Annotated in this window: 24 protein-coding genes; 12 read left to right on the top strand and 12 right to left on the bottom strand. The window is 38.2% G+C overall.

What is annotated here, in order from left to right; genetic code table 11:
• Nucleotides 1-299 precede the first annotated feature (299 nt).
• A complete protein-coding gene (locus LQ50_RS17795) occupies nt 300-1,283 on the top strand; it encodes a sodium:calcium antiporter (RefSeq protein WP_034631822.1) in 984 nt (327 codons plus the stop codon).
• Between the two features lie 52 nt (nt 1,284-1,335).
• On the opposite strand, the gene LQ50_RS17790 is transcribed toward LQ50_RS17795, so the two are convergent.
• Nucleotides 1,336-1,890 carry a TlpA disulfide reductase family protein gene (locus LQ50_RS17790; protein ID WP_034631821.1) on the bottom strand — a complete coding sequence of 185 codons (555 nt, stop codon included), beginning with the start codon at nt 1,888-1,890 and terminating at the stop codon, nt 1,336-1,338.
• A gap of 89 nt (nt 1,891-1,979) precedes the next feature.
• On the opposite strand from LQ50_RS17790, the gene LQ50_RS17785 reads away from it, so the two are divergent.
• A complete protein-coding gene (locus LQ50_RS17785) occupies nt 1,980-2,162 on the top strand; it encodes a hypothetical protein (protein ID WP_034631819.1) in 183 nt (60 codons plus the stop codon).
• Between the two features lie 500 nt (nt 2,163-2,662).
• Here LQ50_RS17785 and LQ50_RS26545 read toward each other — a convergent pair whose 3' ends face one another.
• A complete protein-coding gene (locus tag LQ50_RS26545; protein WP_034631817.1) occupies nt 2,663-2,845 on the bottom strand; it encodes a diacylglycerol kinase family protein in 183 nt (60 codons plus the stop codon).
• Nucleotides 2,846-2,936: 91 nt separating this feature from the next.
• On the opposite strand from LQ50_RS26545, the gene LQ50_RS17775 reads away from it, so the two are divergent.
• Nucleotides 2,937-3,770, top strand: coding sequence for a zinc-dependent alcohol dehydrogenase (locus LQ50_RS17775; protein ID WP_052144839.1), 834 nt, complete (start codon nt 2,937-2,939; stop codon nt 3,768-3,770).
• Nucleotides 3,771-3,772: 2 nt separating this feature from the next.
• Complete coding sequence (locus LQ50_RS17770; protein ID WP_034631814.1) at nt 3,773-4,864, top strand: class II aldolase/adducin family protein; 1,092 nt, start codon at nt 3,773-3,775, stop codon at nt 4,862-4,864.
• Between the two features lie 64 nt (nt 4,865-4,928).
• Here LQ50_RS17770 and LQ50_RS17765 read toward each other — a convergent pair whose 3' ends face one another.
• Complete coding sequence (locus LQ50_RS17765; protein ID WP_034631812.1) at nt 4,929-6,044, bottom strand: MGDG synthase family glycosyltransferase; 1,116 nt, start codon at nt 6,042-6,044, stop codon at nt 4,929-4,931.
• A gap of 187 nt (nt 6,045-6,231) precedes the next feature.
• Here LQ50_RS17765 and trpS point away from each other — a divergent pair, with 187 nt between their 5' ends.
• Nucleotides 6,232-7,224 (top strand): tryptophan--tRNA ligase, encoded by a 993-nt coding sequence (gene trpS / locus LQ50_RS17760; protein WP_034631811.1) that lies wholly within the window; start codon nt 6,232-6,234, stop codon nt 7,222-7,224.
• A 339-nt stretch (nt 7,225-7,563) separates the two neighbouring features.
• Here the strand turns inward: trpS and LQ50_RS17755 are convergent, their stop codons facing one another.
• From LQ50_RS17755 to LQ50_RS17745, 3 genes are all read right to left on the bottom strand, one after another.
• Nucleotides 7,564-8,307, bottom strand: a complete 744-nt coding sequence (locus LQ50_RS17755; protein ID WP_034631809.1) for a YjbA family protein — start codon at nt 8,305-8,307, stop codon at nt 7,564-7,566.
• Between the two features lie 95 nt (nt 8,308-8,402).
• Complete coding sequence (locus LQ50_RS26620; protein ID WP_034631807.1) at nt 8,403-8,627, bottom strand: YuzI family membrane protein; 225 nt, start codon at nt 8,625-8,627, stop codon at nt 8,403-8,405.
• A gap of 35 nt (nt 8,628-8,662) precedes the next feature.
• Nucleotides 8,663-9,493: a DUF2268 domain-containing putative Zn-dependent protease gene (locus LQ50_RS17745; RefSeq protein WP_034631805.1), complete on the bottom strand. Its 831-nt coding sequence runs from the start codon at nt 9,491-9,493 to the stop codon at nt 8,663-8,665.
• Nucleotides 9,494-9,662: 169 nt separating this feature from the next.
• Between LQ50_RS17745 and LQ50_RS25520 the strand changes: the two genes are divergently transcribed.
• Together LQ50_RS25520 and LQ50_RS17740 are read left to right on the top strand one after the other, a co-directional pair.
• Nucleotides 9,663-9,803, top strand: coding sequence for a hypothetical protein (locus LQ50_RS25520; RefSeq protein WP_161784698.1), 141 nt, complete (start codon nt 9,663-9,665; stop codon nt 9,801-9,803).
• A 23-nt stretch (nt 9,804-9,826) separates the two neighbouring features.
• Entirely contained in the window at nt 9,827-10,165 is a 339-nt protein-coding gene (locus tag LQ50_RS17740) for a hypothetical protein (RefSeq protein ID WP_052144838.1), read from the top strand.
• A gap of 46 nt (nt 10,166-10,211) precedes the next feature.
• On the opposite strand, the gene LQ50_RS17735 is transcribed toward LQ50_RS17740, so the two are convergent.
• On the bottom strand, nt 10,212-12,356 hold the full coding sequence (locus LQ50_RS17735) for a DNA topoisomerase III (RefSeq protein WP_034631803.1): 2,145 nt from the start codon (nt 12,354-12,356) through the stop codon (nt 10,212-10,214).
• A 163-nt stretch (nt 12,357-12,519) separates the two neighbouring features.
• On the opposite strand from LQ50_RS17735, the gene coaA reads away from it, so the two are divergent.
• Nucleotides 12,520-13,473, top strand: coding sequence for a type I pantothenate kinase (coaA, locus tag LQ50_RS17730; protein ID WP_034631801.1), 954 nt, complete (start codon nt 12,520-12,522; stop codon nt 13,471-13,473).
• A gap of 102 nt (nt 13,474-13,575) precedes the next feature.
• On the opposite strand, the gene LQ50_RS17725 is transcribed toward coaA, so the two are convergent.
• Entirely contained in the window at nt 13,576-14,697 is a 1,122-nt protein-coding gene (locus LQ50_RS17725) for a D-alanyl-D-alanine carboxypeptidase family protein (RefSeq protein ID WP_052144837.1), read from the bottom strand.
• A gap of 386 nt (nt 14,698-15,083) precedes the next feature.
• On the opposite strand from LQ50_RS17725, the gene LQ50_RS17720 reads away from it, so the two are divergent.
• On the top strand, nt 15,084-15,671 hold the full coding sequence (locus LQ50_RS17720) for a cell wall hydrolase (protein ID WP_034631799.1): 588 nt from the start codon (nt 15,084-15,086) through the stop codon (nt 15,669-15,671).
• A 42-nt stretch (nt 15,672-15,713) separates the two neighbouring features.
• Here the strand turns inward: LQ50_RS17720 and LQ50_RS17715 are convergent, their stop codons facing one another.
• Nucleotides 15,714-16,211, bottom strand: a complete 498-nt coding sequence (locus tag LQ50_RS17715; protein ID WP_034631797.1) for a GNAT family N-acetyltransferase — start codon at nt 16,209-16,211, stop codon at nt 15,714-15,716.
• A 123-nt stretch (nt 16,212-16,334) separates the two neighbouring features.
• Here LQ50_RS17715 and LQ50_RS17710 point away from each other — a divergent pair, with 123 nt between their 5' ends.
• Both LQ50_RS17710 and LQ50_RS17705 read left to right on the top strand, forming a co-directional pair.
• Nucleotides 16,335-16,985, top strand: a complete 651-nt coding sequence (locus LQ50_RS17710) for a hypothetical protein (protein WP_034631795.1) — start codon at nt 16,335-16,337, stop codon at nt 16,983-16,985.
• An 82-nt stretch (nt 16,986-17,067) separates the two neighbouring features.
• On the top strand, nt 17,068-19,569 hold the full coding sequence (locus LQ50_RS17705) for a CBS domain-containing protein (RefSeq protein ID WP_052144836.1): 2,502 nt from the start codon (nt 17,068-17,070) through the stop codon (nt 19,567-19,569).
• 233 nt (nt 19,570-19,802) lie between these two features.
• Here the strand turns inward: LQ50_RS17705 and LQ50_RS17700 are convergent, their stop codons facing one another.
• Nucleotides 19,803-21,086: an acetyl-CoA hydrolase/transferase family protein gene (locus LQ50_RS17700; RefSeq protein ID WP_034631793.1), complete on the bottom strand. Its 1,284-nt coding sequence runs from the start codon at nt 21,084-21,086 to the stop codon at nt 19,803-19,805.
• Between the two features lie 182 nt (nt 21,087-21,268).
• Between LQ50_RS17700 and LQ50_RS17695 the strand changes: the two genes are divergently transcribed.
• On the top strand, nt 21,269-22,282 hold the full coding sequence (locus LQ50_RS17695; protein WP_034631791.1) for an LCP family protein: 1,014 nt from the start codon (nt 21,269-21,271) through the stop codon (nt 22,280-22,282).
• A gap of 60 nt (nt 22,283-22,342) precedes the next feature.
• On the opposite strand, the gene fabF is transcribed toward LQ50_RS17695, so the two are convergent.
• Complete coding sequence (gene fabF / locus LQ50_RS17690) at nt 22,343-23,584, bottom strand: beta-ketoacyl-ACP synthase II (RefSeq protein WP_202595389.1); 1,242 nt, start codon at nt 23,582-23,584, stop codon at nt 22,343-22,345.
• A 25-nt stretch (nt 23,585-23,609) separates the two neighbouring features.
• On the bottom strand, nt 23,610-24,548 hold the full coding sequence (locus LQ50_RS17685; RefSeq protein WP_034631789.1) for a beta-ketoacyl-ACP synthase III: 939 nt from the start codon (nt 24,546-24,548) through the stop codon (nt 23,610-23,612).
• Nucleotides 24,549-24,829: the final 281 nt, after the last annotated feature.

Raw genomic sequence — 24,829 nt, 5'->3', positions numbered from 1 at the left:
TTGAGTCAACTTTTACACCACAGGTATGAGTGAATAAGCTGCAAGAAAAAATGATTGACGTGTATTCAACTTTCATGCTACATTAAATCCAGCACAATTATATACCCTAAAAAGGGGAGTAGCGACCAATATGGTCAATGAGTCGTCATGACAGTGATGAATTCACTCGGTTCATTGAGCTTTGAAGCTTACATTTCACTTTCAAAGTACGCAAGACCTTTTTATGAGAAACTGCATTTTCGGGCAGACTCTCATAAAAGGGTCTTTTTTGTGTCAAAATTTTTAGGGGGAATTTATTTATGGTTTTCTTGGGGTTTATTTTGGCAGCCGCCATTACCGTCTTTGCAGCAATAAAATTATCTACTTATGCAGATACGATTGGGGAAAAAACTTCTCTTGGAGGAATGGTTGTTGGAACGATTTTTCTTGCAGGGGCAACTTCACTTCCTGAAGTGACAACAAGTGTCTCTGCTATTTTGTTAGACAGTCCGGATATCGCTGTAGGGAATGTGTTTGGTAGCAACATGTTTAATCTATTAATTATTGCCAGTTTTGATTTATATTATCGTAAACAACAAATTTTTAAAAATGCCGGCAAATCACATATTTATACAGCAAGTATTGGTTTACTCTTAGCCATTGTTTCATTGCTCGCTCTTACCATTAAAATTGATTATTCGTTCCTTGAAATCGGGGTAGATGTCTGGATTCTTATGACCGTTTACTTCTTAGGTATATGGGTCATTTCTTACTTATCAAAAAAGTATCCAGAAGAACCTGTAGCAGAACCTGAAGAATATAATTTATCAGCGATTCCACTGAAAAGAGCCATTATCGGTTTTGTCATTGCAGCCCTTGTCATAATGGGAGCAGGAACTCTTTTAACGGTAACAGGAGATCAAATTGCTGTTATTACAGGATTAGGTGCTAGTTTTGTCGGGAGTTTTCTTATTGCAGCAACAACCTCTTTACCAGAAGCAATTGCCGTTTTAGTTGCTCTGCAACTGCGAAATTATAATTTAGCAATTGGGTCAATTTTGGGGAGTAATTTATTTAACATTTTAATTTTAGGAGCATCAGATGTCTTTTATCGTCAAGGTTCCATCATTGCAGCGGTTTCGGAGGTTCATCAAATAACAGCAGCAGCCGTCGGCATTCTTTCAGTCGTCATTTTATATGCGCTCGTTCGTAAACCTAGAGAGTCCTCCATTCGTTATGCACTCCCTTCAGTCATCTTAGTGATTCTTTACTTCATCTCATCTTACTTAATATTCATTCAATAAAAGAAAGGTTACACAATTTTTTTGTGTAACCTTCTTTCTATTTTCTGTTTCATTAACGGAGAATGACGAGGTCTTCCATCAAGTCATAGGTTAATCCTCCATTAATCCTTTGAACAATCATTCCTTGTTCGTCAATGACAATCGTTGTTGGAATTCCAATGATTTGATATTTTTTCATTACCTCTCCCTCTACATCTAACAATGGATCAAAAGTTGCTCGGTAATGTTGAAGAAATGGTCTTATCTCTTCTTTGCTCCTTTCCTGACTCGTCATGTTAATCGCTAAAAAAACCGCCCCTTTTTCTTTTAGCCTTTTTTCCATCTCCAAAATGATGGGCATTTCTTCTTGGCAAGGATGACACCATGTTGCAAAGAAATTCACCACTACTGGCTTTCCGAGGTAGTCACCTAGAGCAATTTCTTCCCCACTTAATGTAGTTAATTCAAACGGAAGAGCTTCTTGTCCGACTTGAACTCCTCTTTGAACCGATGCAGCAACTGACTCTTCAACTTGTTGATAGACACTTTCAGATTGGCTATACATAAAGCCAACACCACATAAAAGGACAATCAACACACTTCTGTACAATGCTTGTTTCGTTTTCATCCATCACGCCTCTTTTCGTTCTAATTCAAGATTGCTATAATGTAGCGTATGTCCAATTCTATAAAATCATGCGAAATGAGGGGAATGCTTTGTCCAAAATTCAACTAATGCAAATATTTGCGATAGTCGTTCTTGTTGTGTTTGTCTACATGTCCTATCATAACGACTCAACTGTGACGTGGATTTTCTATATTATCGTGATAGTGAATGTAGTGTTGTGGATTTTACGATTGCTTGAGCGAAGAAAAAAAGATCAAGCAAAGGCGGAGTAGAAAAACTCAGCTTTGACTACCCAAATACGGTGACCCCCTGGAGTTCAGGAACCATCTGGCTCCTTTGGCTACCCAACTATGTGGGGACTCGCAAGTTCGGGCGTCATCCCTTCCCTTTGGCTACCCAACTATGTGGGGACTCGCAAGTTCGAGCGTCATCCCTTCCCTTTGGCTACCCAAATATATGGGGACTCGCAAGTTCGGGCGTCACCCTTCCCTTTGGCTACCCAACTATGTGGGGACTCGCAAGTTCGGGCGTCACCCTTCCCTTTGACTACCCAAATATGTGGGGACTCTTGAGTTCAGGCTCCATCCCTTCCCTTTGGCTACTCAAATCATCTAGAGCCATTAGCTAATTTATTTTTAAGAATGCCCACTCCTACAGGCTGTGGCCTCAATCAACACTTCGAGACCGTACAAAGGTAAAAACGACCTTTTTCTACGATCTCTTACATCTTTTCATACATTTTTGTGCATATTATTTGTACAGTATCTTCTATTTAAGGAGGCATATGTATGAAGCAATGGTTAGCAAACATAATAAACGCAAGACCTTCATCCTTACTCTCTGTAATGACGACTTGGTACTCTACATTTTTTTCTTTTAATATCGCTTCTATTTCATTCCATACTTTTACCGAACGCCCTTTGCCTGATGTTCGATTGACAAGAAAGTAATACATATGGTTGCAACGAGTTGTGGTGAACCCTGTGCTTTCATGTGAAAGTCGAGGATTACATCCATGCCCAGCATGCGAACGTGGAGATGAAAGTTTGTGTGAACAGAAAACGAAAGGTTCCATTGAATCCGGTTTACTAATAGGAGCGTGTAAAGACACAGGCGGAAGTTGGAGTCCCTATTTTGTAGCACATAAAAGCCAGATTCTCCCCTTACCTGATGCAGTCGATGATCTAAATGGGGTATTAGTAGAACCATTTAGTTGTGCCCTCCACGCTGTTTTGAGAAACCCTCCAAAAGGAGGCGATCGCGTCTTAATCATTGGTGCAGGAGTTATCGGACTTTCCGTTGTTGCTGCCATTAAGGCCCTTGACTATTCATGCCATGTCACTATTTTGGTCAAACATTCCTTTCAAGGTGAAATGGCCAGGGCATTTGGTGCAGATGAAGTGATTTATTTAGATGGTTCTTATGTAGAAAATACAGCTAATGCTCTTGGTGCCGAAACATTAAAACCGTTACTCGGACCTGAAATTGTCCAAGGAGGAGCGAACATCGTCTATGAATGTGTAGGCAAGAAAAAAAGTATAACAGATGCACTCCGTTTTACTGAAAGTGGAGGAAAGGTCGTACTCCTTGGTTTGGCTAGTATTATGAAACAAGTTGATTGGACAACCGTATGGCTCAATGAATTAACGATAAAAGGGTGCTTCGCTTATAGTACAAATGAGTTTGAGGGACAAAGGATGAACACTCTTCAAATTGCGATAGAGCTGATGAAAAGAGGAAAAGTAGATCTATCACCTCTTATTACACATCAATACCCTCTACACGACTATAAGGTAGCTTTCAACACCATCACGAAACGAAAGCAAGAAAATGCATTGAAAGTTGTCTTCAATCATGATCAAACTACTGTTGGAGGTTAGACATGAAAAATTTTATGCTTAGTTCAAATCCTACCAGTCCATTTTTACAAAAGCTTTCAAAAGGGCTCGTTTCTACATTTTCAAAAAATGAATTTACGTATACGGACAATCCAGATGACCCATTACAACTCGTCTTTCATTTTGTCTCAGAAGATGAGATTAAGCCTTTTAGAAGAAAAGCACAAGCAACGTTTGTCGTTGCCGTCCTAGAAAGTACAGGCAAACCATATGACTTATTCACAGAAGTGTACCCTTTTCTGATTCGCTCACTTGCGAATCACTTTATGTATATTAATCATCGCTCAGGTAAGACAGATATTCATTTCCTAACTCCTGAACAAGGATGTTATTCCATTTCATATCATGAAGGCGACGATGAGCAGTTGTTTTTTGATAAAATATACAATCGTCTACAACCTCTCACTTGCTCAAGACTTGTTATTGATAATCAGTTTTCTGAAGATCTGCCAAAACCACTTTGGCAGGGGGATCGTGTCACGATTGAACTAAGTCAATCAGGAAAAAAATTGGATGAGATGGACTTACTTCCTGCTCCTTTTCCTTTGGATAAGTACTTAAGCGAAAGAGATATGAGACATTTAAACAAACTCTACGGGCTTGGTGGCTTAAGTTATGGAAATTTAAGTGCTAGAAGTGATGAAGAACATTTTTGGATGAGCGCGAGCGGAATTAACAAAGCAAATATGAAAGAAATCGGGCGCGATATATTATATATTAAAGGATACAATGATAAAGAAAATCACATAGAGGTTAGCATCCCACCGAATGTGACCCCAAAGCGCGCTTCTGTCGATGCCATTGAACACTGGATGATTTATAAAGAACATCCTGATGTTGGTGCCATTGTTCATATTCATGCGTGGATGGATGGAATTCAAGCTACTGAAATTAACTATCCTTGTGGAACCATTGAGCTTGCAGAAACCGTCGCTTCCCTTATTCGTGAGTCTGATAATCCAGCAGAAGCAATCATTGGATTGAAAAACCATGGATTAACCATTACCGGACCTTCTCTAGAAAATATTTTCAATCGAATTGAAGGAAAAATCAAACGACAAGTCCCCATGTCTTAACACAAAAAAGGATGACTACCAACTGACCCCTGTCTGTCTTCTTGGGTCAGTTTTTTTTCATCCTTTATAATACTTGTTTAGTCCGAATTAACTGTTTAATGACATATGCAATGTGTCTTGCCGCATCTGGCTTTTTTAATTTTCTTGCATTGAAAACAAACTGCTGATACGTCTTTTCATTAAAGATCATTTCCTCGACATGGTTTGAAATTTCTTCAATTTGCTCTGCTTTTACAGCTGTTCCAAAATTCACTAAAAATTGAGCATTATCTTCTTCATGCCCTGGCACTGGCTGGTAAATTAATATCGGGGTTTCACAAGCAAGAGCTTCTGAAACAGTTAATCCACCTGCTTTTGAAATAACAAGATCGCTCGCTCGTAAATAATTGGTGAATTGATTCGTATAGGAAATAATGTGTATCCTATGTTTGGTGCTACATCGGCGGATTTTTTCCTCCAATTCACTATTAATGCCTGTCATACATAAGATTTGAATAGTCTCTTGGACATTTTCTAATGATCGAATAATTTCTTCATACTTGCCTAAGCCTAATCCACCACCAGAGATAAGAATGGTTTTCTCATCTGGTTGCAACTTCAAATCATTGCGTAACTTCCACCTTGGTATATTGATATCTGGAATTTCCTTAATGGGAATTCCTGTGCAAAACAATTGCTCAAGAGGTAAATTATGCTCTTTCGCAAAATGATCGATATGAGGTGAAGCGGTGAAATACCCATCTATTTCTGGTCGAACATAGGCAGGATGTAAGTATAGATCTGTAATAACTGTGTAAAGTGGCAACGTCAAATTTTTCTTTTTCTTTAACTTTGCTAAAAATGCCGTAACAAACGGATGCGTTGAAATCATTACACTGGTTCTTTGCTTCATGATAATTGAATGCAACTTCTCACAAAAAAATGTACCTAATTGATCTAGTATTAAAAACCATGAATAATCTTCACTATATCGATAAAGTCTCCCCCAAAGTCTTGGGGTCTTCTCAATCATCCGTAAATACAACTCTAAAAAAGTTTTGTGTAGCAAAGGATGAATGGAATGAAATGTATCAATAATCGTCACCGTTTCGCCTTGCTGTTCAAATTGCTCTTTCAAAGCTTTTGAAGCTTCGTTATGTCCATTTCCGATTGATGCCGAAAAAATTGTAATTTGACTCATAAGCGAACCTCACTTCCTTGAACCAGATACGAAATACGATAAAGTTAGTGTTTACTTTTTCTTGCAGAACATTCACATCTGCCGTATGAAAAAAGTGTCTTTTTACATAAAGTATGTGCCTATGTTTTTTGGAAACAATCTGATATGATTTGATGTATAACAATTGATAATGGAAGGATTGACAAGAATGAAAACCGTATTCTCTGGAATTCAACCAAGTGGTACGCTTACACTTGGAAATTATTTAGGAGCCATGAAGCATTTTGTCGAGATGCAAAATGATTATAATTGTTACTTTTGTATTGTAGATCAACATGCGATCACAGTTCCTCAAGATCGTTTAAAATTACGTGAAAATATTAGAAGTCTAGCAGCCCTTTACTTAGCTGTTGGCATTGACCACGAGAAGGCAACATTATTTATACAATCAGAAGTCCCTGCACACGCACAGCTTGGATGGTTAATGCAATGTGTATCTTACATAGGTGAACTTGAACGCATGACTCAATTTAAAGACAAATCAGATGGGAAGGAAGCCGTTTCATCGGCATTGCTTACATATCCACCATTAATGGCTGCCGATATTCTTTTATACAAGACTGATATCGTTCCTGTTGGTGAAGATCAAAAGCAGCATCTTGAACTTACTCGTGACTTAGCTGAACGCTTTAACAAAAAGTACAACGACATTTTCACCATTCCAGAAGTTCGTATTCCTAAAGTCGGTGCACGAATCATGTCGTTAAACGACCCAGCGAAGAAAATGAGCAAATCCAATCCCAATCCGAAAAGCTATATATCCATGCTTGACGATGAGAAAACCATTACAAAAAAGATTAAAAGCGCCGTTACGGATACAGAAGGCAGCATCCGTTTTGACCGCGATGAAAAGCCAGCCGTCTCTAATTTACTTTCTATTTATTCCCTTTGTTCAGGTGAGTCAATTGAATCAATTGAAGAACGGTATGCTGGAAAAGGGTACGGGGATTTCAAATCTGATTTAGCTGAAGTCGTTGTCGAAACGTTGCGCCCAATTCAACAGCGCTACTATGAATTAATCGACTCTGATGAGCTTGATGACATCCTTGATCACGGAGCAAATAAAGCAAACCATGTAGCCTCTAGAATGATTGAAAAAGCAGAACGCGCAATGGGATTAGGACGTAAAAAAAGAAAGTAATAAAAAAACGAAGGACAACTACTTCTTGTCCTTCGTTTTTTCATTCCGATTAGCCTTCGTTCTGATGGTTAATTAATAACCACTATTTTTCTTCATAATTTTCCCAACGAAAAATGAAAGCCCAAGAGTTCCAACTAGTAATACAACCGTAAGAATTTGCATGACTGTGTATGCGAAGTTATCCATTCTGTCCCCTCCTCATGCCTATTAACATTTCTTTATTTATTATAGGAGAGATCTAATACATTGTAAATGCCTAAGAAAAAGCCAAATCAGGCTAATTCTTAGGCATTAGTATGCTTATTACGATTCGCTCTATACTTGTTCACAAACCGTTCATTATTTAACGCTTGTCCCATGTTCAAGTTCCCAAAGCTTTTCAAAGAAGGCTTGCCCTCTAACTAACGCTTCACATAATTGATGGTGTCTTTCAGTCCAGCCTTGACGTATTTCTGAATAAAGCTGCTCCCACGCTTCATCCCGATTAAGCATTTGAATTCGAACATAGTCATTCGGACTCCATTCTGTATACCAATACCTTACTTCTGCATCAGTTCCAGTTGAATAAAGTTGATCAAGTGCCATATACAATAACTGTTTTAGTTGACGCTCTTTTCTCGTCAATCCCCATAGATCTTCTGGATTCGGGGAAAGAATATGATATTGTTTTTCTACAGCTTGAGGTAAGTCAAATTGTTTCAGTACATTTTGTTTTAATTGTTCATATACCAATTGCTCTTGTCTTGGGGTAAGACGACTTTTTCTTATAGGAGTTTTGTACCCCATTGTATCAATTGCGATAATCCTTTCACCATCAGTTGCAATAAAACAATAATCTAATTGGATTCGTGACATATTTTTTCTGAGGTAACTCTGTTGATGTACTTCCGCTAATAATTCTTCTGGCAAATCAGATAGGTCATTTTCAATAAAATGGAATAGATTCGTTGTAACATACACTAAAATGGCTTGATCTAATACTTCAATTCTGTCATCACTTCGCCATTCATGAAAATCACAGACGTTATATCCATTTTCCTCCCCTTCGAACCAATTGACCCATACGTCCCGGATATGGACCATAAAAAACCCCCCTTACTGTAATTCGTTTTGTATCAACAGTATAGGCAGGGGAGAACCAGTTTATTCCACACTCTCTCAATTCATTCCAATTTGTTCTATGATTTTTTTTGTTTTTTACTTCTTTTCATCGGAAACGTCATGGAGACAATAATGATCACTACCCCAAATATGAAAAAATAAAATTCAATCCTGTGCAGTAGAAACTGAACATACATTAACGACGTATATCCTGTTATTAACAAATTCAAATAGGCCAATATTGTTACGCCACCTATTACCGCGAATGAAAACCCAACTAGAACAAAAAACAATCTAATCATGAGCTATCACAACAAACGACCATTTTTCTCACCCCTCAAGTTTTGAACAAAGATCGATCAAGAAACGCATCAGCAGATAAAGGTAATAATTGTATTGTCGTGTCTGTTTCATTCGTAGCTGATTGGACCATTTTATAGCCTGTATAATACCCTAACCATAACGGGATCCCTAGTTCTTTGTTTCCATATAGATAAGAGAGATAATTTTGTCTCCCTTCCTTCCATAAGTGGGGCCGCACCCACCTTTCAAACCACGGACCGATTGAAACATGATCATATCGTGTGGTCCAAGAAGCACATGCGCTCTTTCCAAGTTCCTCTTTTACAGCAAATTCAGCCAATCCCTCCATGATCATGGATTCTAGAAAGGTCACTGATTCCTCTGATTGATTCATTCTGCTCAGACGACATATATGGTTGTATTCATGAGTTATTAATGCTTGTAAATCTTCCTTCGTTGTAGTCGAATCAATAAAAAGAACAATTGCATTGTCTAAAGATAACCCTGTTTTACCACCTAGCTCTGTTCTTAAAAATGGATCTTTTTGATTCATAGGCAATATATATATTTTGGCATCTGGTCCATTCCACTTTTTCTTCAGCTTTAAAAATTGATCCTGAATAATGAACCATGGTAACGACTCGCTCCATTTTTCATATTCTAAATTTATCGATTGATCTGGTAGAAATAACCCCATCCGAATGAGATACTGATGAAGCCCTAGAATATCATCAGTTGAAAAGATATTACATAGCGGTCTAATGATTACATCACGTTGACATTCCACTTTTTCTTCCATTGTCGTTGCGTTCATCCACCTATTATTGTAGTGATATAACCACTTGTCCGTTCTCACAACCCCCATTTGATGACACCCTCCTCATAACCACTATATGAAGAGTTTGTCTAAAATGAACCAACTTCTGCCTTTTCTACGAAAAAATATGACTTTAAAAACGGAGCCGTAAAAGAAGAACATAATGACTTCAAACCGAATACGATAAAGAAACATGAAAGAAAAAGAGGGTGGCACTATGGACGAAAGCCTAAGAGCAAAGATACTTTTCGCTGTTGTTCTTTTACTATTTATTAGTTTCACAACCGGAAAATTCACAGGTAACGGGGAAACATTTAGTCCGGACGATCCAGCTAGTCCGTTACTTTTATTTGATTAATCTACTTATAGGGAGGGTTTGGGATGTTTCGTAATGGACCACCTTACTATCAAAACCCTTATCAATATCAGCAGCAGCAATATCAGCAACAGCAACATCCACAACAGCCACAAAAGCGACAGAGGAAAGAAGTAGATCCTCAAGCTAAATTAACTCCCAATCAAATCGCTGTGATAACAGCAATTTTAACAAATGCATTAAGTGTTCAATCCATTCTTGTTGATAAGGATAAAACGATTCAAGTATTGCTTGAAGGGTCACTTACAGTTCAAAAGAAATCAGAATTAGATAAACTCATTGATCAAGTCCGTGATGTTCCAGTTGGAGATTTTCTTTCATCACTTTTAAAAAAAGATAGCTAGGACACGTTAGACTCTATCCTAGCTATCTCTTTTCAAAATTTGAACGTTAAAACTGAAACGTTATTTTCTTTTCTGTTTTATCCCAAACAAGGGTTGCTTTGAATGATTTATCTTCTTTTATAAATCCTTCGATCGTCTCGGTCTTACCATCTTTTAATAAAGCTTTCACATCTTTTTGCCTGATTTTTTTACCAAGAATGACCTTAGAAATTGTAAAACGACACTGCTGTGAATGAAATTGACTACAACCAAAAAACGTCCCTTTATCGAGTATCACTCCCCCACATTCCGGACATTTACCTAGTGACGTAGACCGACGTTTACCTCTCTTTGGTTTCTTTTGCATAGACGCAGTGTCATAATTTGAAAAATCCCATGACGCCGCCTGCCTACTTGCTTCATCTAGTAGATGAGTAACCAGCTTTTTAGTTTGTTCCATAAAGAGTGCAGGTGATGCCTCTCCTTTTCCAATCTCACGTAAACGTTGTTCCCACTTAGCCGTCATCTCTGCGGATGTCAAAAGACTAGATCCTAATGCTTCAATTAACAACCGACCTTTTTCAGTTGGGTAAACGGTGTTTTCGGTTACCGTCATATACCCCCTGTCTTTTAAAATGGAAATAATTCCTGCTCTTGTTGCTTCAGTCCCCAAGCCTTGTGATTCCATTAATACTTTTTCAAGTTCTGTATCAGTCAATTGTTTCCCAGCGGTTTTCATGACATTAATAAGTTGACCCTCAGTATATCTTTTAGGTGGTTGTGTAACTGATTCTTTCGTCTCAATTTTTTTCACTTGACCAGTTTCACCTATTTCAAGGTCAGGAAGTTCTTGATCTTTTTCTCGTTTAGTCTGAATGATTTTTCTCCAACCTAACTGTTTCACAATTTTCCCTTTTGAGACAAACGTCGCACGCTTATCTACGAGTGTTTCAACTGTTGTCGTGTTCACAATGGCATCCTCTTGGTGAGCTGCAAGAAGTGAGCGCACTACTAGATCATAAATATGCATTTCTTCTTGTGTTAGTTTTTCCAGGTTAGGTACTTGTTCAGTTGGAATGATCGCATAATGGTCAGTTACTTTCTGGTCATTCACAAAACGTGGATTGCCCATTATGGATGCAACAGGGAGAGGAAAATACGATGAATATTCCTGCTTCATTGATAATCTCTCAAGAATGGTCGGAAACGTGAATGCTTCTCCCTTTGTAACAAAAGGAGAATCTGTACGCGGATATGAGATAAAACCTTTCACATAGAGTTTTTGCGCAATATCGAGTGTTTTTTTCGGTGAATAACGAAAACGTTGATTGGCAATGGTTTGCAAACTTGATAGAGTAAATAAAAAAGGCGGCTTATACTTTTTTTCTTCCTGCTTTACATCGAGAATCGTAGCCTGCTTTCCTTTACAGAACAAGGAAATTTTCTCTGCCATTTCTGCCGTTATTATACGCGTCTTCCCATCTTTGTGCCACACACCTTTGAATTCTTTTTCTCCTATAGCAAATGTAGCTGAAACTTCCCAAAATGGTTCAGGTTGAAAGGCTTCAATCTCTTTTTCCCTCTTTACTATAAGTGCTAAGGTCGGAGTTTGAACTCTTCCTGTTGAAAAAACATCTGAGATTCCTTCTTTTTGTAACAGAAGAGTGTAAACTCTTGATGCATTCATTCCAACGAGCCAATCTGCACATGATCTACTTAATGCTTCATAATACAAAGGTCTTGTTTGTTCCTCTGTTTTCAGTGTGCGAAAGCCTTCCTCCACTGCTTTTTTTGTAAGAGAAGACAGCCAAAGACGCTTTAAAGGCTTTTGGACACTACATTGCTCAATAATTAATCGAACGATCAATTCCCCTTCACGTCCAGCATCCCCTGCCATGATGATCTCAGAAACATTCGACTGTTGGACCAATTTTTTTATTACTTGAAATTGCTTCCATTTGCCTTTTGATACCTGATGCAAAAACCGTGTAGGTACAATAGGTAATGTATCTAGCTTCCATGACTTCCATTTTTCATCGTAGGATTGGGGTGGAACAAGTTCACATAAGTGGCCGACTGCCCATGTAATATAGGCGCCTTTTGGGAACTGAGCTGTTTTTTTTATTTCAATATACCCTGCCTTTTTTACGGATTGATAAGGTGCAGCTAACTTCGCTCCTTGGTCCGGCTTCTCTGCGATAATTACTTTCATCCCTTTTTCTATCCTTTCGCTACACAACTTTTGCTTAATTATAACTCAATCTTGAAAATTATGAGTGAAAAATTCCCCTTTCCATCTAAAATAGTGTTACTATACAAAAAGATACTTTTCATCTTTATCACCTTTTAATTATAAACAATAAAAGGAGAACATTATGGCTACATTAAATAAATCTGTACCTTTATCTGCCTACACCCAATTTAGCCGTGCTGAATGGGCAAAATTGTCTCAGTCTACTACTGAAATTTTATCTGCCCTTGAACGTGAAAAGCTTGGGGGAATTGATGAGACCATTTCTGCAGATGAGGTTAATGATATTTACCTTCCATTATCACAGCTGCTTTATATGCATATGACTCATTCTGTTAACTTACACGAAAATGTTAGTAATTTCTTACAGAAAAAAACAAAGAAAGTTCCTTTTGTTATTGGAGTTGCCGGAAGCGTATCGGTTGGAAAAAGTACGACAGCACGACTCATTCAAGCACTCGCTTCACGCTGGCCAAATTCACCCAAAGTAGATTTAATCACTACAGACGGATTTTTATATCCTAATGCCGTGCTAGAAGAGCGTGGACTTATGAAACGAAAAGGATTTCCTGAGAGCTATGACATTGGTCGATTAATCCGTTTTCTATACGAACTGAAATCTGGTTACGCTTACATCGAAGCACCCATGTATTCCCATTTAACTTACGATATATTAGAGGATACTGTTCAAAAAATCATTGAGCCAGATGTCGTCATTGTTGAAGGAATTAATGTATTACAAGTAAACAAAAAAGACAGACGAATTCCTCAAGTGTTCGTCTCCGATTTCTTTGACTATTCTATTTATGTCGATGCGGAGGAAGAGGATATCCGCTCTTGGTATATTGAACGATTCAAATTGCTTAGAAATACGGCATTTCAACAATCAGAGTCGTTCTTTCACCGTTATCGTCATTTAAGTGATACCCAAGCTTATGATATCGCTAAAGACATTTGGACAACAATTAACGCCATCAATCTTGAAAAAAACATTCGCCCTACTCGCCATAGAGCCGACCTTATCCTAAAAAAAGGAGCCGGGCATCGAGTAGAAGCGGTCCATCTAAAAAAAATGTAGAGACTAACTTGAACATATAAGTCTCGATCAATGAACTTGGGCGCCTGTTATGAGAATCTACTCATAACAGGCGCCCTACTTTGTCCTTTTTAAAATGTCTTATTAAAACAAGAGCTTAGATCGAATTTGAGATAGTATTTGAAGAAGAAATGATGAGTTTGTTTCTTCTTCAACTATTTCACTAGTATCTTCCTCATTTAGATTCTCTTTTGAATGTAACATCGTTGTTTTAATGATGCGATCGTCTTCCCCTCTCACCCATAGTCGCCCAAGAGAATTAATGTCTACAGAGATCTCCTCATCTCGGTTAGAAAGAAAATAAAGATCTTCATCCAATTCAAAACGCTCACCCGCTTCTGACTCAAACACCTTATTGCTAAACACAACATTGGTTTGATAATGATCAAAACCGTAATCAAACAATGTAGTCATGTCACTATAGGCATGATCAGCAGAAGGAGCGTTTAATGTAACGGCAATTAGCTCCATTCCGTTCCTCTTTGCAGTAGTAACAAGAGTATAGCCTGAATTGCGGACAAAACCATTTTTCACGCCTGTTGCTCCATCATAATTCCATAGTAAGCGATTATGATTATAGATTACTGTTTCCCATCCTTCTCCTACCCACTCCATCTCTTTTGTCCCAACAATCTCACGAAATGTTTCATTTTGCATCGCATATTGCGTAATCATTGCCATATCATATGCTGTAGTGACATGGTTCTCATCAAACAGACCATGAGGATTGGTAAAATACGTATCCTCTACTCCAATAACTTCTCGAACGAAACGGTTCATCTTTCTTGAAAAGAGCTCTTCACTTCCAGACATATGCTCTGCAATAGCAGTTCCTGCATCATTACCAGAATTAATTAGCAGGCCCTGTACTAGCTTTAACAAAGGTACTTGTTCATCCTCTAATAAATAAACTCGTGTTCCAATGACATTGACAGCTTCCTTACTTACCGTAACAATATCATTAAGGTTGCCTTCTTCAATTGCAAGAATAGCCGTTACAATCTTTGTTATACTTGCCGGATACATTTTTTGGTGCATTTCTTGATTGTATAATATCTCTTTTGTCTCAGCGTCCATAAGAATCGCTGTTTCGCTATATAATGACAAGTTCTCGTTTGCAGCTGCTATTTTATGATTTCCTTCAAATAATTGGAATAGGATGACAACAAAACAAAGGATGCTTGTCATGATTGATGTTATCTTCACAACGTTCCTCCAATCAGTAATGATTCCTAAAGACTAGTATACCTTAAACGTATTACAACTGGTTAACATCAATATTACAGATAACAAAGATTGACGCTGTTATTGTAATAGGATAAACCTTGATAAATTGGAAGATGATCCTAACAACTGCAAAGAAAAGACAATAATAAGACTCCGATCATTAATTCTACTACATAATTCTTTCAAAATAATCCAATACAAGTTTCTCCACATTTCGTTACATAACTGTAAAAAAAGAGCATGCTCCTTACTGCACCATAGCTCGAAGTTCTCTCAATTTTTCACTGGAAAAAGTTAGCTACTTCCTCTCCTCCATTTTTATGCTAGTTTAGTAGAGTACGATTTACCAAGGAGGGCTTTAACTTATGAAAAAAATCATGTTTACTATTTGCGCGGCAGCTGCCATTATCTTTATTGGAGGAAACGATTCACATGCACAATCAGTTACACACTCGGTTGTTGCAGGAGATACCTTTTATAAATTAGGACAGCAATATGGCGTTCCGGCTACTGACATCCAACGAGCAAACAACAAGAATTCTTCTATGCTTATGGTTGGAGAAACATTAACTATTCCTGCTTCTATTTCAACAGCAGAGAAAGACCTACTAGCACGATTAGTTCGTGCAGAAGCAGAAGGTGAACCATACGCAGGAAAGGTTGCAGTTGCAACCGTAGTATTGAATCGTGTTGCTCATAAAGATTTTCCTAATACAGTAACAGGTGTCATCAACGAAGTATCTAATGGATACTATGCTTTCTCACCAGTACAAAATGGTCGTATTACCCGTGCTGCTGACAATGAATCTATACGTGCTGTTAATGAAGCCTTAGCATTTCGCGGACAAGGTTCGGGATCATTATTCTTCTATAATCCAGCAACGGCAACAAATCATTGGAATGCTACACGAACAGAAACCATTCGTATTGGTAATCACGTATTTGCAAAATAAATATGAAAAGAGGTTGAACCGCATTAGGTTCGACCTCTTTTGTTATCTTAATATCTTCATCATATACTCTTCATCTATATATTCCCCGTTTACCTTCAGGGCCCTTTTTTCCAATCCGAATAGTTGGAAGCCTAAAGATTCATATAGTTGTTTTGCTTTATCATTATGCGCTGCCACGACGAGTTGTAATTGCTCTATCCCTTCTGCTTGGGCCTTTTCCATAACATGAGTAAATAGCTTTTTCCCAAATCCCTTCCCTCTTGCCTCTTTAGTAATAAATACACTTCCAATTGCCGCCTTATGTTGCATTTTCAATAGTGTGGAACGTGAAAGACTTATAATGCCAACTAATTTGTCTTCTTCTTTAAACAATCCGAAGAACACTTCTTTATTCAATAACTTTGATTCAAAAAAACTGATTCCTTCTTGAAATTCTTCTTCATAGCTTGCTGCAAAGGCTTCAGGCACTTGTTTTAATGCTTGTAGTCTTATTTCTCTAAAAAGGTTCGCATCTTTACTTTCTAGCTTTCTTATTTGCATATTTAAGCATCCTTTCTATTTTATTGAACAATTAATTTTCATAATAAACAGGTACTTTTAAGCTACACACGGAATAAAACTAATAGTATCTTTTAAAAGACCAATCAAAGGATGGTGACTGTAATGACTCGAATCTCTCGGGCTTCACGAACAAAAGCTGAGCGTATACAAGCTGCCTATGTAAATCGTATGACTGAAGTTTTGAGTGTGGATCAAGTCCAACCAATCGATAGAACTAAACATACAAAGAACCATACGAGCCATCCAAATGAAAACCATCTACTTTCATATGAACGATATTTCCAATCGAAACAGCAAATTCGAGATACCTTTCGACAATTTTATAAGACAGAAAAAGAACTCTATCACGCAGCGCATGATTTAGACGAAACTAGTAAAGAAATCCTAACACATTTAAAGAACCTCGTCCAAAAATACAACCAAACTATTAAAACGATTGAAGCCTTTGATCAGCTTTCAAAAACGAATCACCTTCCTACGATTTGCGAGTTGGTTTCAGATGAAAAATATGACTTGAAGATGATTGGGATCACAACGGGACCATCTTCTCCATTTCTATCGTTTGATCAAACACAATTTCTCATTCATTTGGCTAAATCAAAACCAGTAACTCTACAACAAGTAAAGAATTTCAAAGCATTAATGATGAAAGAATTTCAAACGCTAGCAAAAGCGAAAAAATCAACCTATTTGAACCAATATGAAGGGCCTCCTATAGACTTAAAAGGATTAATGATCGAAGAAGAAGGTTGACTAGCTTCTTTCTTCTTTTGTTATCAATTCATAGTTAGATTTGTTAAAATAGAATAACTCACTTTTAGAAAGGAGGAAAAAGATGGATATTATTGTTTCTCATGTAAACCTAGACTTCGATGGTCTAGCTTCCATGCTAGCAGCACAGAAACTTTATCCTGGAGCAAAAGTGGCTCTAACTGATAAACAGCACCCAACCGTTAAATCCTATCTAGCTATTTATCGAGATGAACTTGCCTATTCATCCTATACAGAAGTAAATTGGAAACATGTGCGTACGTTAATTCTTGTTGATGTGGCATCCCTAGAACGAACGGGCATTCCATTATCAGAATTGTCCCCACATGTACAAATCATCATCTATGATCACCATGCTCCAAAAGAAGGTGACATTATGGAGGGCGAACGTTATATTGAACAAGTTGGGGCAACCGTTACACTTTTAACTGAGAAATTACATAAAGAACAGATCTTCATTACGCCCTTTGAAGCAACACTATTTGGTTTGGGAATATATACTGATACAGGAAATTTCACCTATCCACAAACAACAGAAAGAGATCTTTATATCGCATCCCTTTTAAAGAAGTTCGATATGGACATTACGTTAGTTGATCATTTCTCCGAACAGCCATTGTCGATTGAAAATAGACAGCTCTTTCAAACACTTTTAACAAACGGTAAAGAATACTATGATTCAGGAATTACCCTTTTCCTATCAACACACGAGCTGTCAACCTATCAGAGCGGCCTTGCTACAGTAACAAGAAGGTTACTTGAATCAACTGATTCAGATGTGGCAATTTCTATCGTTAAAATGAAGGATCATGTTTATGTAGTTGCAAGAGCTAGTTCTTCTCGCGTTGATCTAAAGGAATTAATGGCGCAACTCGGTGGTGGAGGACATGCTCAAGCTGCGTCAGCTACTGTAAAGAAAAAAGAGCTAGACGACGTTATCGACACCGTCCAAAAATCATTATCGATCATCATAAAACCTGCCATTTTTGCTAAGGACATTATGGCTTCCCCCGTAAAGTCTGTTTCACCGTATGATACCATTAATGAAGTACTTGAACAGATGTTCCAATATGGACATACTGGATTTCCGGTGGTAAATGATCAAGGAGTACTAGTAGGAATCATTTCTCGTCGTGATGTGGATAAAGCGACTCATCATGGGCTTGGACATGCCCCAGTTAAAGGGTATATGTCTACACAGCCTATAACACTTTCTCCGCATGCATCATTAGAAGAAATCCAGTCTACAATGATGAAGTATAACATTGGACGAATACCTATTTTGTCAAATAGCAAGATGATTGGTATTTTATCTAGAACTGATATTATTGAACAATTACATAAGCAAACAAGCCTATTGAACAAACAGTCTATTGTTGAACTGATGAAGAAACAGTTACCAATAGACTGTTATCAACTTCTGATCAAAATTGGTACGATTGCGGATAAACAAGGCGTAAACATTTATTTAATCGGCGGGATTGTTCGTGATTTCATTTTGCAGCGAACAAATGAAGATATTGATTTAGTTATAGAAGGCGATGGTATTGCTTTTGCGAACATTTTGTCACAACAGCTAGGGGGCCAAGTTAAGTCGCATGAAAAATTTGGTACAGCGACATGGAAGACCCCAGGAGGCTTAAAAATTGATATTGTCACTTGTCGGACAGAGTATTACGATGCTCCAGCCGCCTTACCGAATGTGCGCGCTTCTAATATTCGTGAAGATTTAAGAAGACGTGACTTTACGATTAATGCGATGGCTATCCAAATGAACAAAAGTCGTTTCGGAACACTTCTCGACTTTTTTCAAGGTCAGAATGATCTTCAACATAAGAACATCCGCATTCTGCATACGCTAAGTTTTATTGAAGACCCTACACGAATCATCCGGGCGGTTCGTTTCGCCCTACGTTTTGATTATCAACTTACTGAGCAAACATTCACGCTTGCCATTGATGCCATACCTTTGTTAAAACAAATTAGTGCCAAGCGTCTATTACGTGAATTTGAGTTACTTGTTAATGAAGGTTGTATAGTTAAAGCGATTACGCTACTTGATGAACTTCATGTATGGACAACGTTACTTGGACGTCGTCCCACGAAAGAGGACATAATAAAGGTAAATAATATACTTAATAAAATCCCGGATCCTTTTTTTGTCTTTCTAATATTATCTTACCCTCTAGAAGGATGGAGAAGGAAAGTGAAGCCCTTTGCATTAACAGCTCGACACAACCAAATCATGCAGCATCTTGAGATGTTGGAAGAGATCAACCTGGAGCAACCTGCATCCATGAGTGTCATTCATCAGCAATTGGTACATTATGATGACGAGTCCCTTTTGATTTATACAGAACTATCAAATAATGAGCATATAAAAACCTATTTTGAAAGAAGAAGACAAATAAAACCGTTACTAACTGGATCTGATTTAATCAAAAATGGAATCAAACCGGGCCCTGTTTTTTCTCAAATTCTACAGCAGTTAACAGGTTTGCAACTGGAAAAGGAAATCAAAACAAAAAACGAAGCACTCCAATGGCTTAACACTAAATATAAATAAATGTATAAAAAGTGGTTTCAATGACATTTCATACGGGTACTTATAAAAGGAACACCTAAGACTGACAATCATGAGTGGTGAGGTTGTCTCAATTTAAGCTCCCCGAAAAAAAGATGCTCTACAAGTGAGACACTGAAAAAGGTGAAAATGGTACCCTTTTCAGTGGTCTTCTAGAAGTGAGCATACTTTTTGACGCGGGAAAATCCTTATTTTGAGACAATTTATATTCTGCCTTAACGATATCCCATCTTCTCAGCCTCTAGTGTTAGTTCATCACGGAAGTTTGGATGGGCAATTTGAATTAATGCCTCAACTCTTTCCCGAATCGTTTTCCCTCTTAATTTCGCGACTCCGTATTCAGTAACAACATAATCAACATCATTTTTGGACGTTGTTACAACTGACCCTTTTGCAAGAGTAGGTACAATCTTTGATATTGTGCCGTTTTTTGCTGTTGAATGTAAACAGATAATTCCTTTCCCATTATTTGCCATTCTTGCTCCAATACCAAAATCTGCTTGTCCTCCAGTAGAAGAATAATATCTTCCCCCAATTGATTCAGAATTACATTGACCAAAAAAGTCTACTTCAACCGTAGCATTAATTGTAACTAGTTGGTCAATTTGCGCAATGATTCTACTATCATTCGTTTTGGTCACAGGGAACATTTGAACTTGCTCATTGTTGTGCATAAAGTCATATAATTTTTTTGAACCAAAAGCAAACGTCGCTGTCATACTTCCTTTTTTTAGTGGATTATTTGAATTCGTAATGGCTCCTGCGTCAAATAAATCCACGACCTTATCAGGAATCATCTCAGTAAAGATCGTTAAATCCTTATGATTCTTTAAATAGTTCATAATTGCATTCGGAATGGCACCAAAACCAATTTGAAGAGTATCCCCATCGTTAATCATCTTCGCAACTGTCTCGCCAATTACTTTATCTTCTTCTCTTAAAGGAATTTCTGGTGTCACAGGTAAGGTAGCATGATGTTCAACCAAACCGTCTACTTCAGAAATGTGAATGCGATTCTCTCCAAATGTATAAGGCATTTCCTTATTCACTTCAACGATTACTTTTTTCGCTTTATTAAGAAGAGGATAAATATAATCACAATTTGTACCAAGTGAAAAGTACCCATGATCATCCATAGGAGAAACCGTTGCCATTATTACCATCTCTTTTGCCGTTTCTTCAAGAATTGCTGGTACATCTGAAAAATGATTCGGGAGAAGGTCAAGTTCTTTTTCATAAAAACCTCTCCGCTCGTCTTTATTTAAAAACATGGAGATCAATTTTATTTTTGACGGTTCGACGTCAATAACGGGTCTGAGTGACAGCATTTGAAACAAACGATTTCCCTTCAATGTTTTATGAGAATCTAAAGCACTCATTAATGCTGGTGGTTCTCCTACTGCCAATGGAACAATAATGTCTTCGTTCGACTCTATAAGCAATACTGCCTCTTCGGCCGTATTCATTCTTTTTTTGTTATATAGGTCTAAATGATTCATTAAACCTTTTCCCCCTCCTGCAAAACGAATTATTTTACATTTTCATTCATGAAAAAGTCATTTCCAACGAATAATATTACTATGTTTTCGTTCAGTATCCAAGAGTATTATTATTGTATAGTGTTTGCAATCAAGTTTAATCCTATGTCATACCAATAATTATCACATGAGGAGGGCTTCCATTGTCCACCCGTAAAAGTCTAAAGGAGATAAGAAAACGAAGACGTTATCGAAACCTTGTTATCATTTCTAGTCTCACATTTCTCTTGCTTATTGGTGCCGTATCAACGTACATATTTACTCAGTATGAGGCCGGAAAAGCAGAGACTCAGCAAGAAATCGTTAAACCAACAAGCAATAAACCAAAGGACTTCCAAAATGAAGGTACTAATACAATCATCAAAGCAAAAGAACCTGAAAATAATGAGCCCATTAACGTGCTTTTAGTCGGAATGGATACATCCAAAGATGAAATTGCACGCACAGATACCATCATGATAGCTCAGTATAATCCCACAAATGGAGATACCAAGATTGCATCGATTATGCGTGATTCCTATGTTGAAATACCTGGAAGATCAAAAAATAAAATTAATGCTTCGTTTGCATTTGGGGGCGTGGAATTACTCCAGCAAACGCTCGAACATAACTTTAATCTAAATATCCATTATTATGCTCTTGCTAACTTTGACGGGTTTATCAAATTGGTTGATACGATAGCTCCAAATGGAATCGACGTAACCATAGAACGACAGATGATCGATCCAAATAATGCTATCAGCTTTACTCCTGGGGCTCAAAAATTAGACGGGGAAGAAACTCTAAAATACGTTCGGTTCCGAAAAGATTATGAAAATGACTTCGGTCGCGTTAAACGACAACAAGAGATTGTCCAACATTTAAAAGATGAACTATTTAGTCTATCCGGAGTGACAAAAATCCCCAAGCTTATAGGGGTGCTGGAACCACATATCGATACAAATATGCGTACAGCTAAAATGCTTAGCCTCGGACGAGATGTGGTGTTAAATCCTATTGATACCATTGAAACCATTCGTATCCCCATTGACAATAGTTTTACAGATGCTTCTTACCAACATGCTGGAGCCGTCTTAGATATTGATATTGAGGCAAATCGCGAGGCACTTCTGACTTTTTTTGCTAAAACAGATCAAGATGAACCTCATCTAAACTAAAAAAAGGCTGACTTACCTATATTCCTAAGATGCAGAAATTTAGGTAGTCTAGCCTTTATCTTATTCAGTATATTCTTTAAAAACAAGTGTAGCGTTGTGTCCACCAAAACCTAATGAGTTACTTAATGCAGCTCGTACAGGCTGTTTACGCGCCTCATTTGGTACATAATCCAAATCACAGTCAGGGTCTTTTGTCTCATAATTAATTGTTGGAGGAATGATCCCTTCATTAATTGCCTTAATAGACAGAATCGCCTCGACAGCACCAGCTGCGCCTAATAAGTGCCCAGTCATTGATTTTGTTGAACTTACAGCTAACTTGTAAGCATGCTCACCAAAAACGGATTTCGCTGCCATTGTTTCAAATTTATCATTATACGGGGTGCTCGTACCATGAGCATTTAAATAATCAATGTCATCTGGTTTTAATCCAGCATCTTCAATGGCTTGCTTCATAGCTCTAGCACCACCTTCTCCTTCTGGTGCCGGTGCTGTTACATGGTGCGCATCGCCAGTTGCCCCGTAACCAACTATTTCAGCATAAATGGTTGCGCCACGCTTTTTCGCAGATTCCAAACTTTCAAGAATTAGAATCCCCGCACCTTCTCCCATTACAAAGCCATCACGATTTGCATCAAATGGTCTTGAGGCAGTTTTAGGATCCGTACTTGTAGAGACAGCTTTTGCTGAGCAGAAGCCTGCAACGGCCATATTTGTAATTGGTGCTTCGGAACCACCTGTAATCATTACATCAGCATCGCCACGTTGAATGACTTTAAAGGCATCTCCAATTGAGTTCGTTCCAGATGCACAAGCCGTAACTGAGCACGAATTAATTCCTTTTGCTCCTGTTGTGATTGAAACTTGCCCTGACGCCATATCTGGAATCATCATTGGTACAAAAAATGGACTAACACGACGATGTCCTTTTTCTAGAAACTGACGAAAATTTTGTTCGTATGTTTCCATTCCACCAATTCCAGAACCAATCCAAACCCCCACTCGGGGAGCAATGTCTTCTGTAATTTCTAAATTAGCATCTTTTAAAGCCATTAGTGAAGAAGCGACGGCAAATTGTGTAAATCTATCCATTTTGCGTGCTTCTTTTTTATCCATAAATGCAGCCGGATCAAAATCATTAATCTCAGCGGCGACTTTCATCGGAAACTCTTCAGCCGGAACTCTAGTTAAAGGACCGACGCCAGACTTCCCAGCAATTGCATTGTTCCACGTCGTTTCAACATCTAAACCAAGCGGAGTTACCGCACCCATTCCAGTAATTACAACACGTCTTTTATCCAAAATAATTCTCTCCTTTACGTAATGGTTATTTTCCCCATCTAATGGCAACAGAGCCCCAAACGAGTCCAGCTCCAAACCCTACTAAAACAAGAAGATCTCCATCTTTAATTTTCCCGCTTCTTAATTCATCTACCATAGCCATAGGGATAGAGGCAGATGAGGTATTTCCATATTTATGAACAGTTTTCGACATCTTTTCTACAGGTAGGTCCAATCGTTCTCTAGCCGCTTCCATTATGCGAATATTTGCTTGGTGCGGCACAAGAAAATCACAGTCCTCTTTTGTTAAGCCCGCTTTCTCAAGCACTCGTAGTGATGAATCCCCCATTTGACGAACGGCAAATTTAAATACCTCACGGCCATTCATTTGTAAGTATTCACCTTGTTGGTTTATATGCATGGCACCCGTGCCATCAGCACCTAATTCAAAGGCTAGAATGCCTTTATCTTCAGAAACCGGCCCTAGAACTGCTGCCCCCGCACCATCTCCAAATAACACGGCAGTATTACGATCAGTAAAATCAGTAATTTTTGATAATTTTTCCACTCCAACGACAAGAATATTCTTGTATGCACCATTTTCAATAAATTGCTGTCCCGTTGCAAGGCCATAAATAAATCCCGCGCAGGCTGCACTAATGTCCATTGCAGCTGCCTTTTTGGCCCCTAGTCGGTGTTGGATTAATGTAGACACTGTTGGAAAAGGCATATCCGGCGTAACCGTTGCTACCAAAATCAAGTCAATATCCTCAGCCGAAATTTCAGCATGCTCCAAAGCATCTCTCGCTGCTAAGTAAGCCATATCAGAGCTATCCACATCTTTAGGCGCAAAACGTCTTTCTTCAATTCCAGTTCTCGTCCGAATCCATTCATCATTTGTATCTATCTTCTTTTCAAAATCAGCATTTGTGACAAGCTCTTCTCCAATGTAGCTTCCCATCCCTAAAATTCCTGCTTTTGTCATCTTACTCAATCCCCTTTCGCGAGCACACGACCTTTTGGGTTATTATTAGTACCTGATCCTAATTTTACAGTAAGAACAAGAATATGTCTACAAGCCAATCCCCCAAAAGGCTGCTTTTTGCCTTTTGGGGGATTGGCAATGTAATGTGCGGAGCCGTTGCTATGTTTTAAGCCAATAGGAGTGCTCTTCTCCTATTGGCGCGCAACGTGCGGAGCCATTACAAACTTGTTCGCTCTCTTTTGGATAAGAAAGGCTGCTTTTTGCCTTTTGGGGGATTGGCG

The organism is Halalkalibacter okhensis (assembly GCF_000787375.1).
In the GTDB taxonomy this organism is placed as follows: Bacteria; Bacillota; Bacilli; order Bacillales; family Bacillaceae_D; genus Halalkalibacter; species Halalkalibacter okhensis.
Note: the sequence above shows the minus strand (reverse complement) of the source record. Positions and strands in the feature narration are given on the sequence as shown.

Bases quoted from the DNA above. Each gene is read 5' to 3' on its own strand.
- LQ50_RS17745 (WP_034631805.1), bottom strand. From the start codon at position 9,493: ATGGGGGTTGTGAGAACGGACAAGTGGTTATATCACTACAATAATAGG.
- LQ50_RS17720 (WP_034631799.1), top strand. From the start codon at position 15,084: ATGAAAAAAATCATGTTTACTATTTGCGCGGCAGCTGCCATTATCTTT.
- LQ50_RS17770 (WP_034631814.1), top strand. From the start codon at position 3,773: ATGAAAAATTTTATGCTTAGTTCAAATCCTACCAGTCCATTTTTACAA.
- LQ50_RS17740 (WP_052144838.1), top strand. From the start codon at position 9,827: ATGTTTCGTAATGGACCACCTTACTATCAAAACCCTTATCAATATCAG.
- trpS (WP_034631811.1), top strand. From the start codon at position 6,232: ATGAAAACCGTATTCTCTGGAATTCAACCAAGTGGTACGCTTACACTT.
- LQ50_RS17735 (WP_034631803.1), bottom strand. From the start codon at position 12,356: ATGAAAGTAATTATCGCAGAGAAGCCGGACCAAGGAGCGAAGTTAGCT.
- LQ50_RS17700 (WP_034631793.1), bottom strand. From the start codon at position 21,086: ATGAATCATTTAGACCTATATAACAAAAAAAGAATGAATACGGCCGAA.
- LQ50_RS26545 (WP_034631817.1), bottom strand. From the start codon at position 2,845: ATGTATTACTTTCTTGTCAATCGAACATCAGGCAAAGGGCGTTCGGTA.
- coaA (WP_034631801.1), top strand. From the start codon at position 12,520: ATGGCTACATTAAATAAATCTGTACCTTTATCTGCCTACACCCAATTT.
- LQ50_RS17705 (WP_052144836.1), top strand. From the start codon at position 17,068: ATGGATATTATTGTTTCTCATGTAAACCTAGACTTCGATGGTCTAGCT.
- LQ50_RS26620 (WP_034631807.1), bottom strand. From the start codon at position 8,627: ATGATTAGATTGTTTTTTGTTCTAGTTGGGTTTTCATTCGCGGTAATA.
- LQ50_RS17685 (WP_034631789.1), bottom strand. From the start codon at position 24,548: ATGACAAAAGCAGGAATTTTAGGGATGGGAAGCTACATTGGAGAAGAG.
- LQ50_RS17790 (WP_034631821.1), bottom strand. From the start codon at position 1,890: ATGAAAACGAAACAAGCATTGTACAGAAGTGTGTTGATTGTCCTTTTA.
- LQ50_RS17710 (WP_034631795.1), top strand. From the start codon at position 16,335: ATGACTCGAATCTCTCGGGCTTCACGAACAAAAGCTGAGCGTATACAA.
- LQ50_RS25520 (WP_161784698.1), top strand. From the start codon at position 9,663: ATGGACGAAAGCCTAAGAGCAAAGATACTTTTCGCTGTTGTTCTTTTA.
- LQ50_RS17755 (WP_034631809.1), bottom strand. From the start codon at position 8,307: ATGGTCCATATCCGGGACGTATGGGTCAATTGGTTCGAAGGGGAGGAA.
- LQ50_RS17795 (WP_034631822.1), top strand. From the start codon at position 300: ATGGTTTTCTTGGGGTTTATTTTGGCAGCCGCCATTACCGTCTTTGCA.
- LQ50_RS17765 (WP_034631812.1), bottom strand. From the start codon at position 6,044: ATGAGTCAAATTACAATTTTTTCGGCATCAATCGGAAATGGACATAAC.
- LQ50_RS17715 (WP_034631797.1), bottom strand. From the start codon at position 16,211: ATGCAAATAAGAAAGCTAGAAAGTAAAGATGCGAACCTTTTTAGAGAA.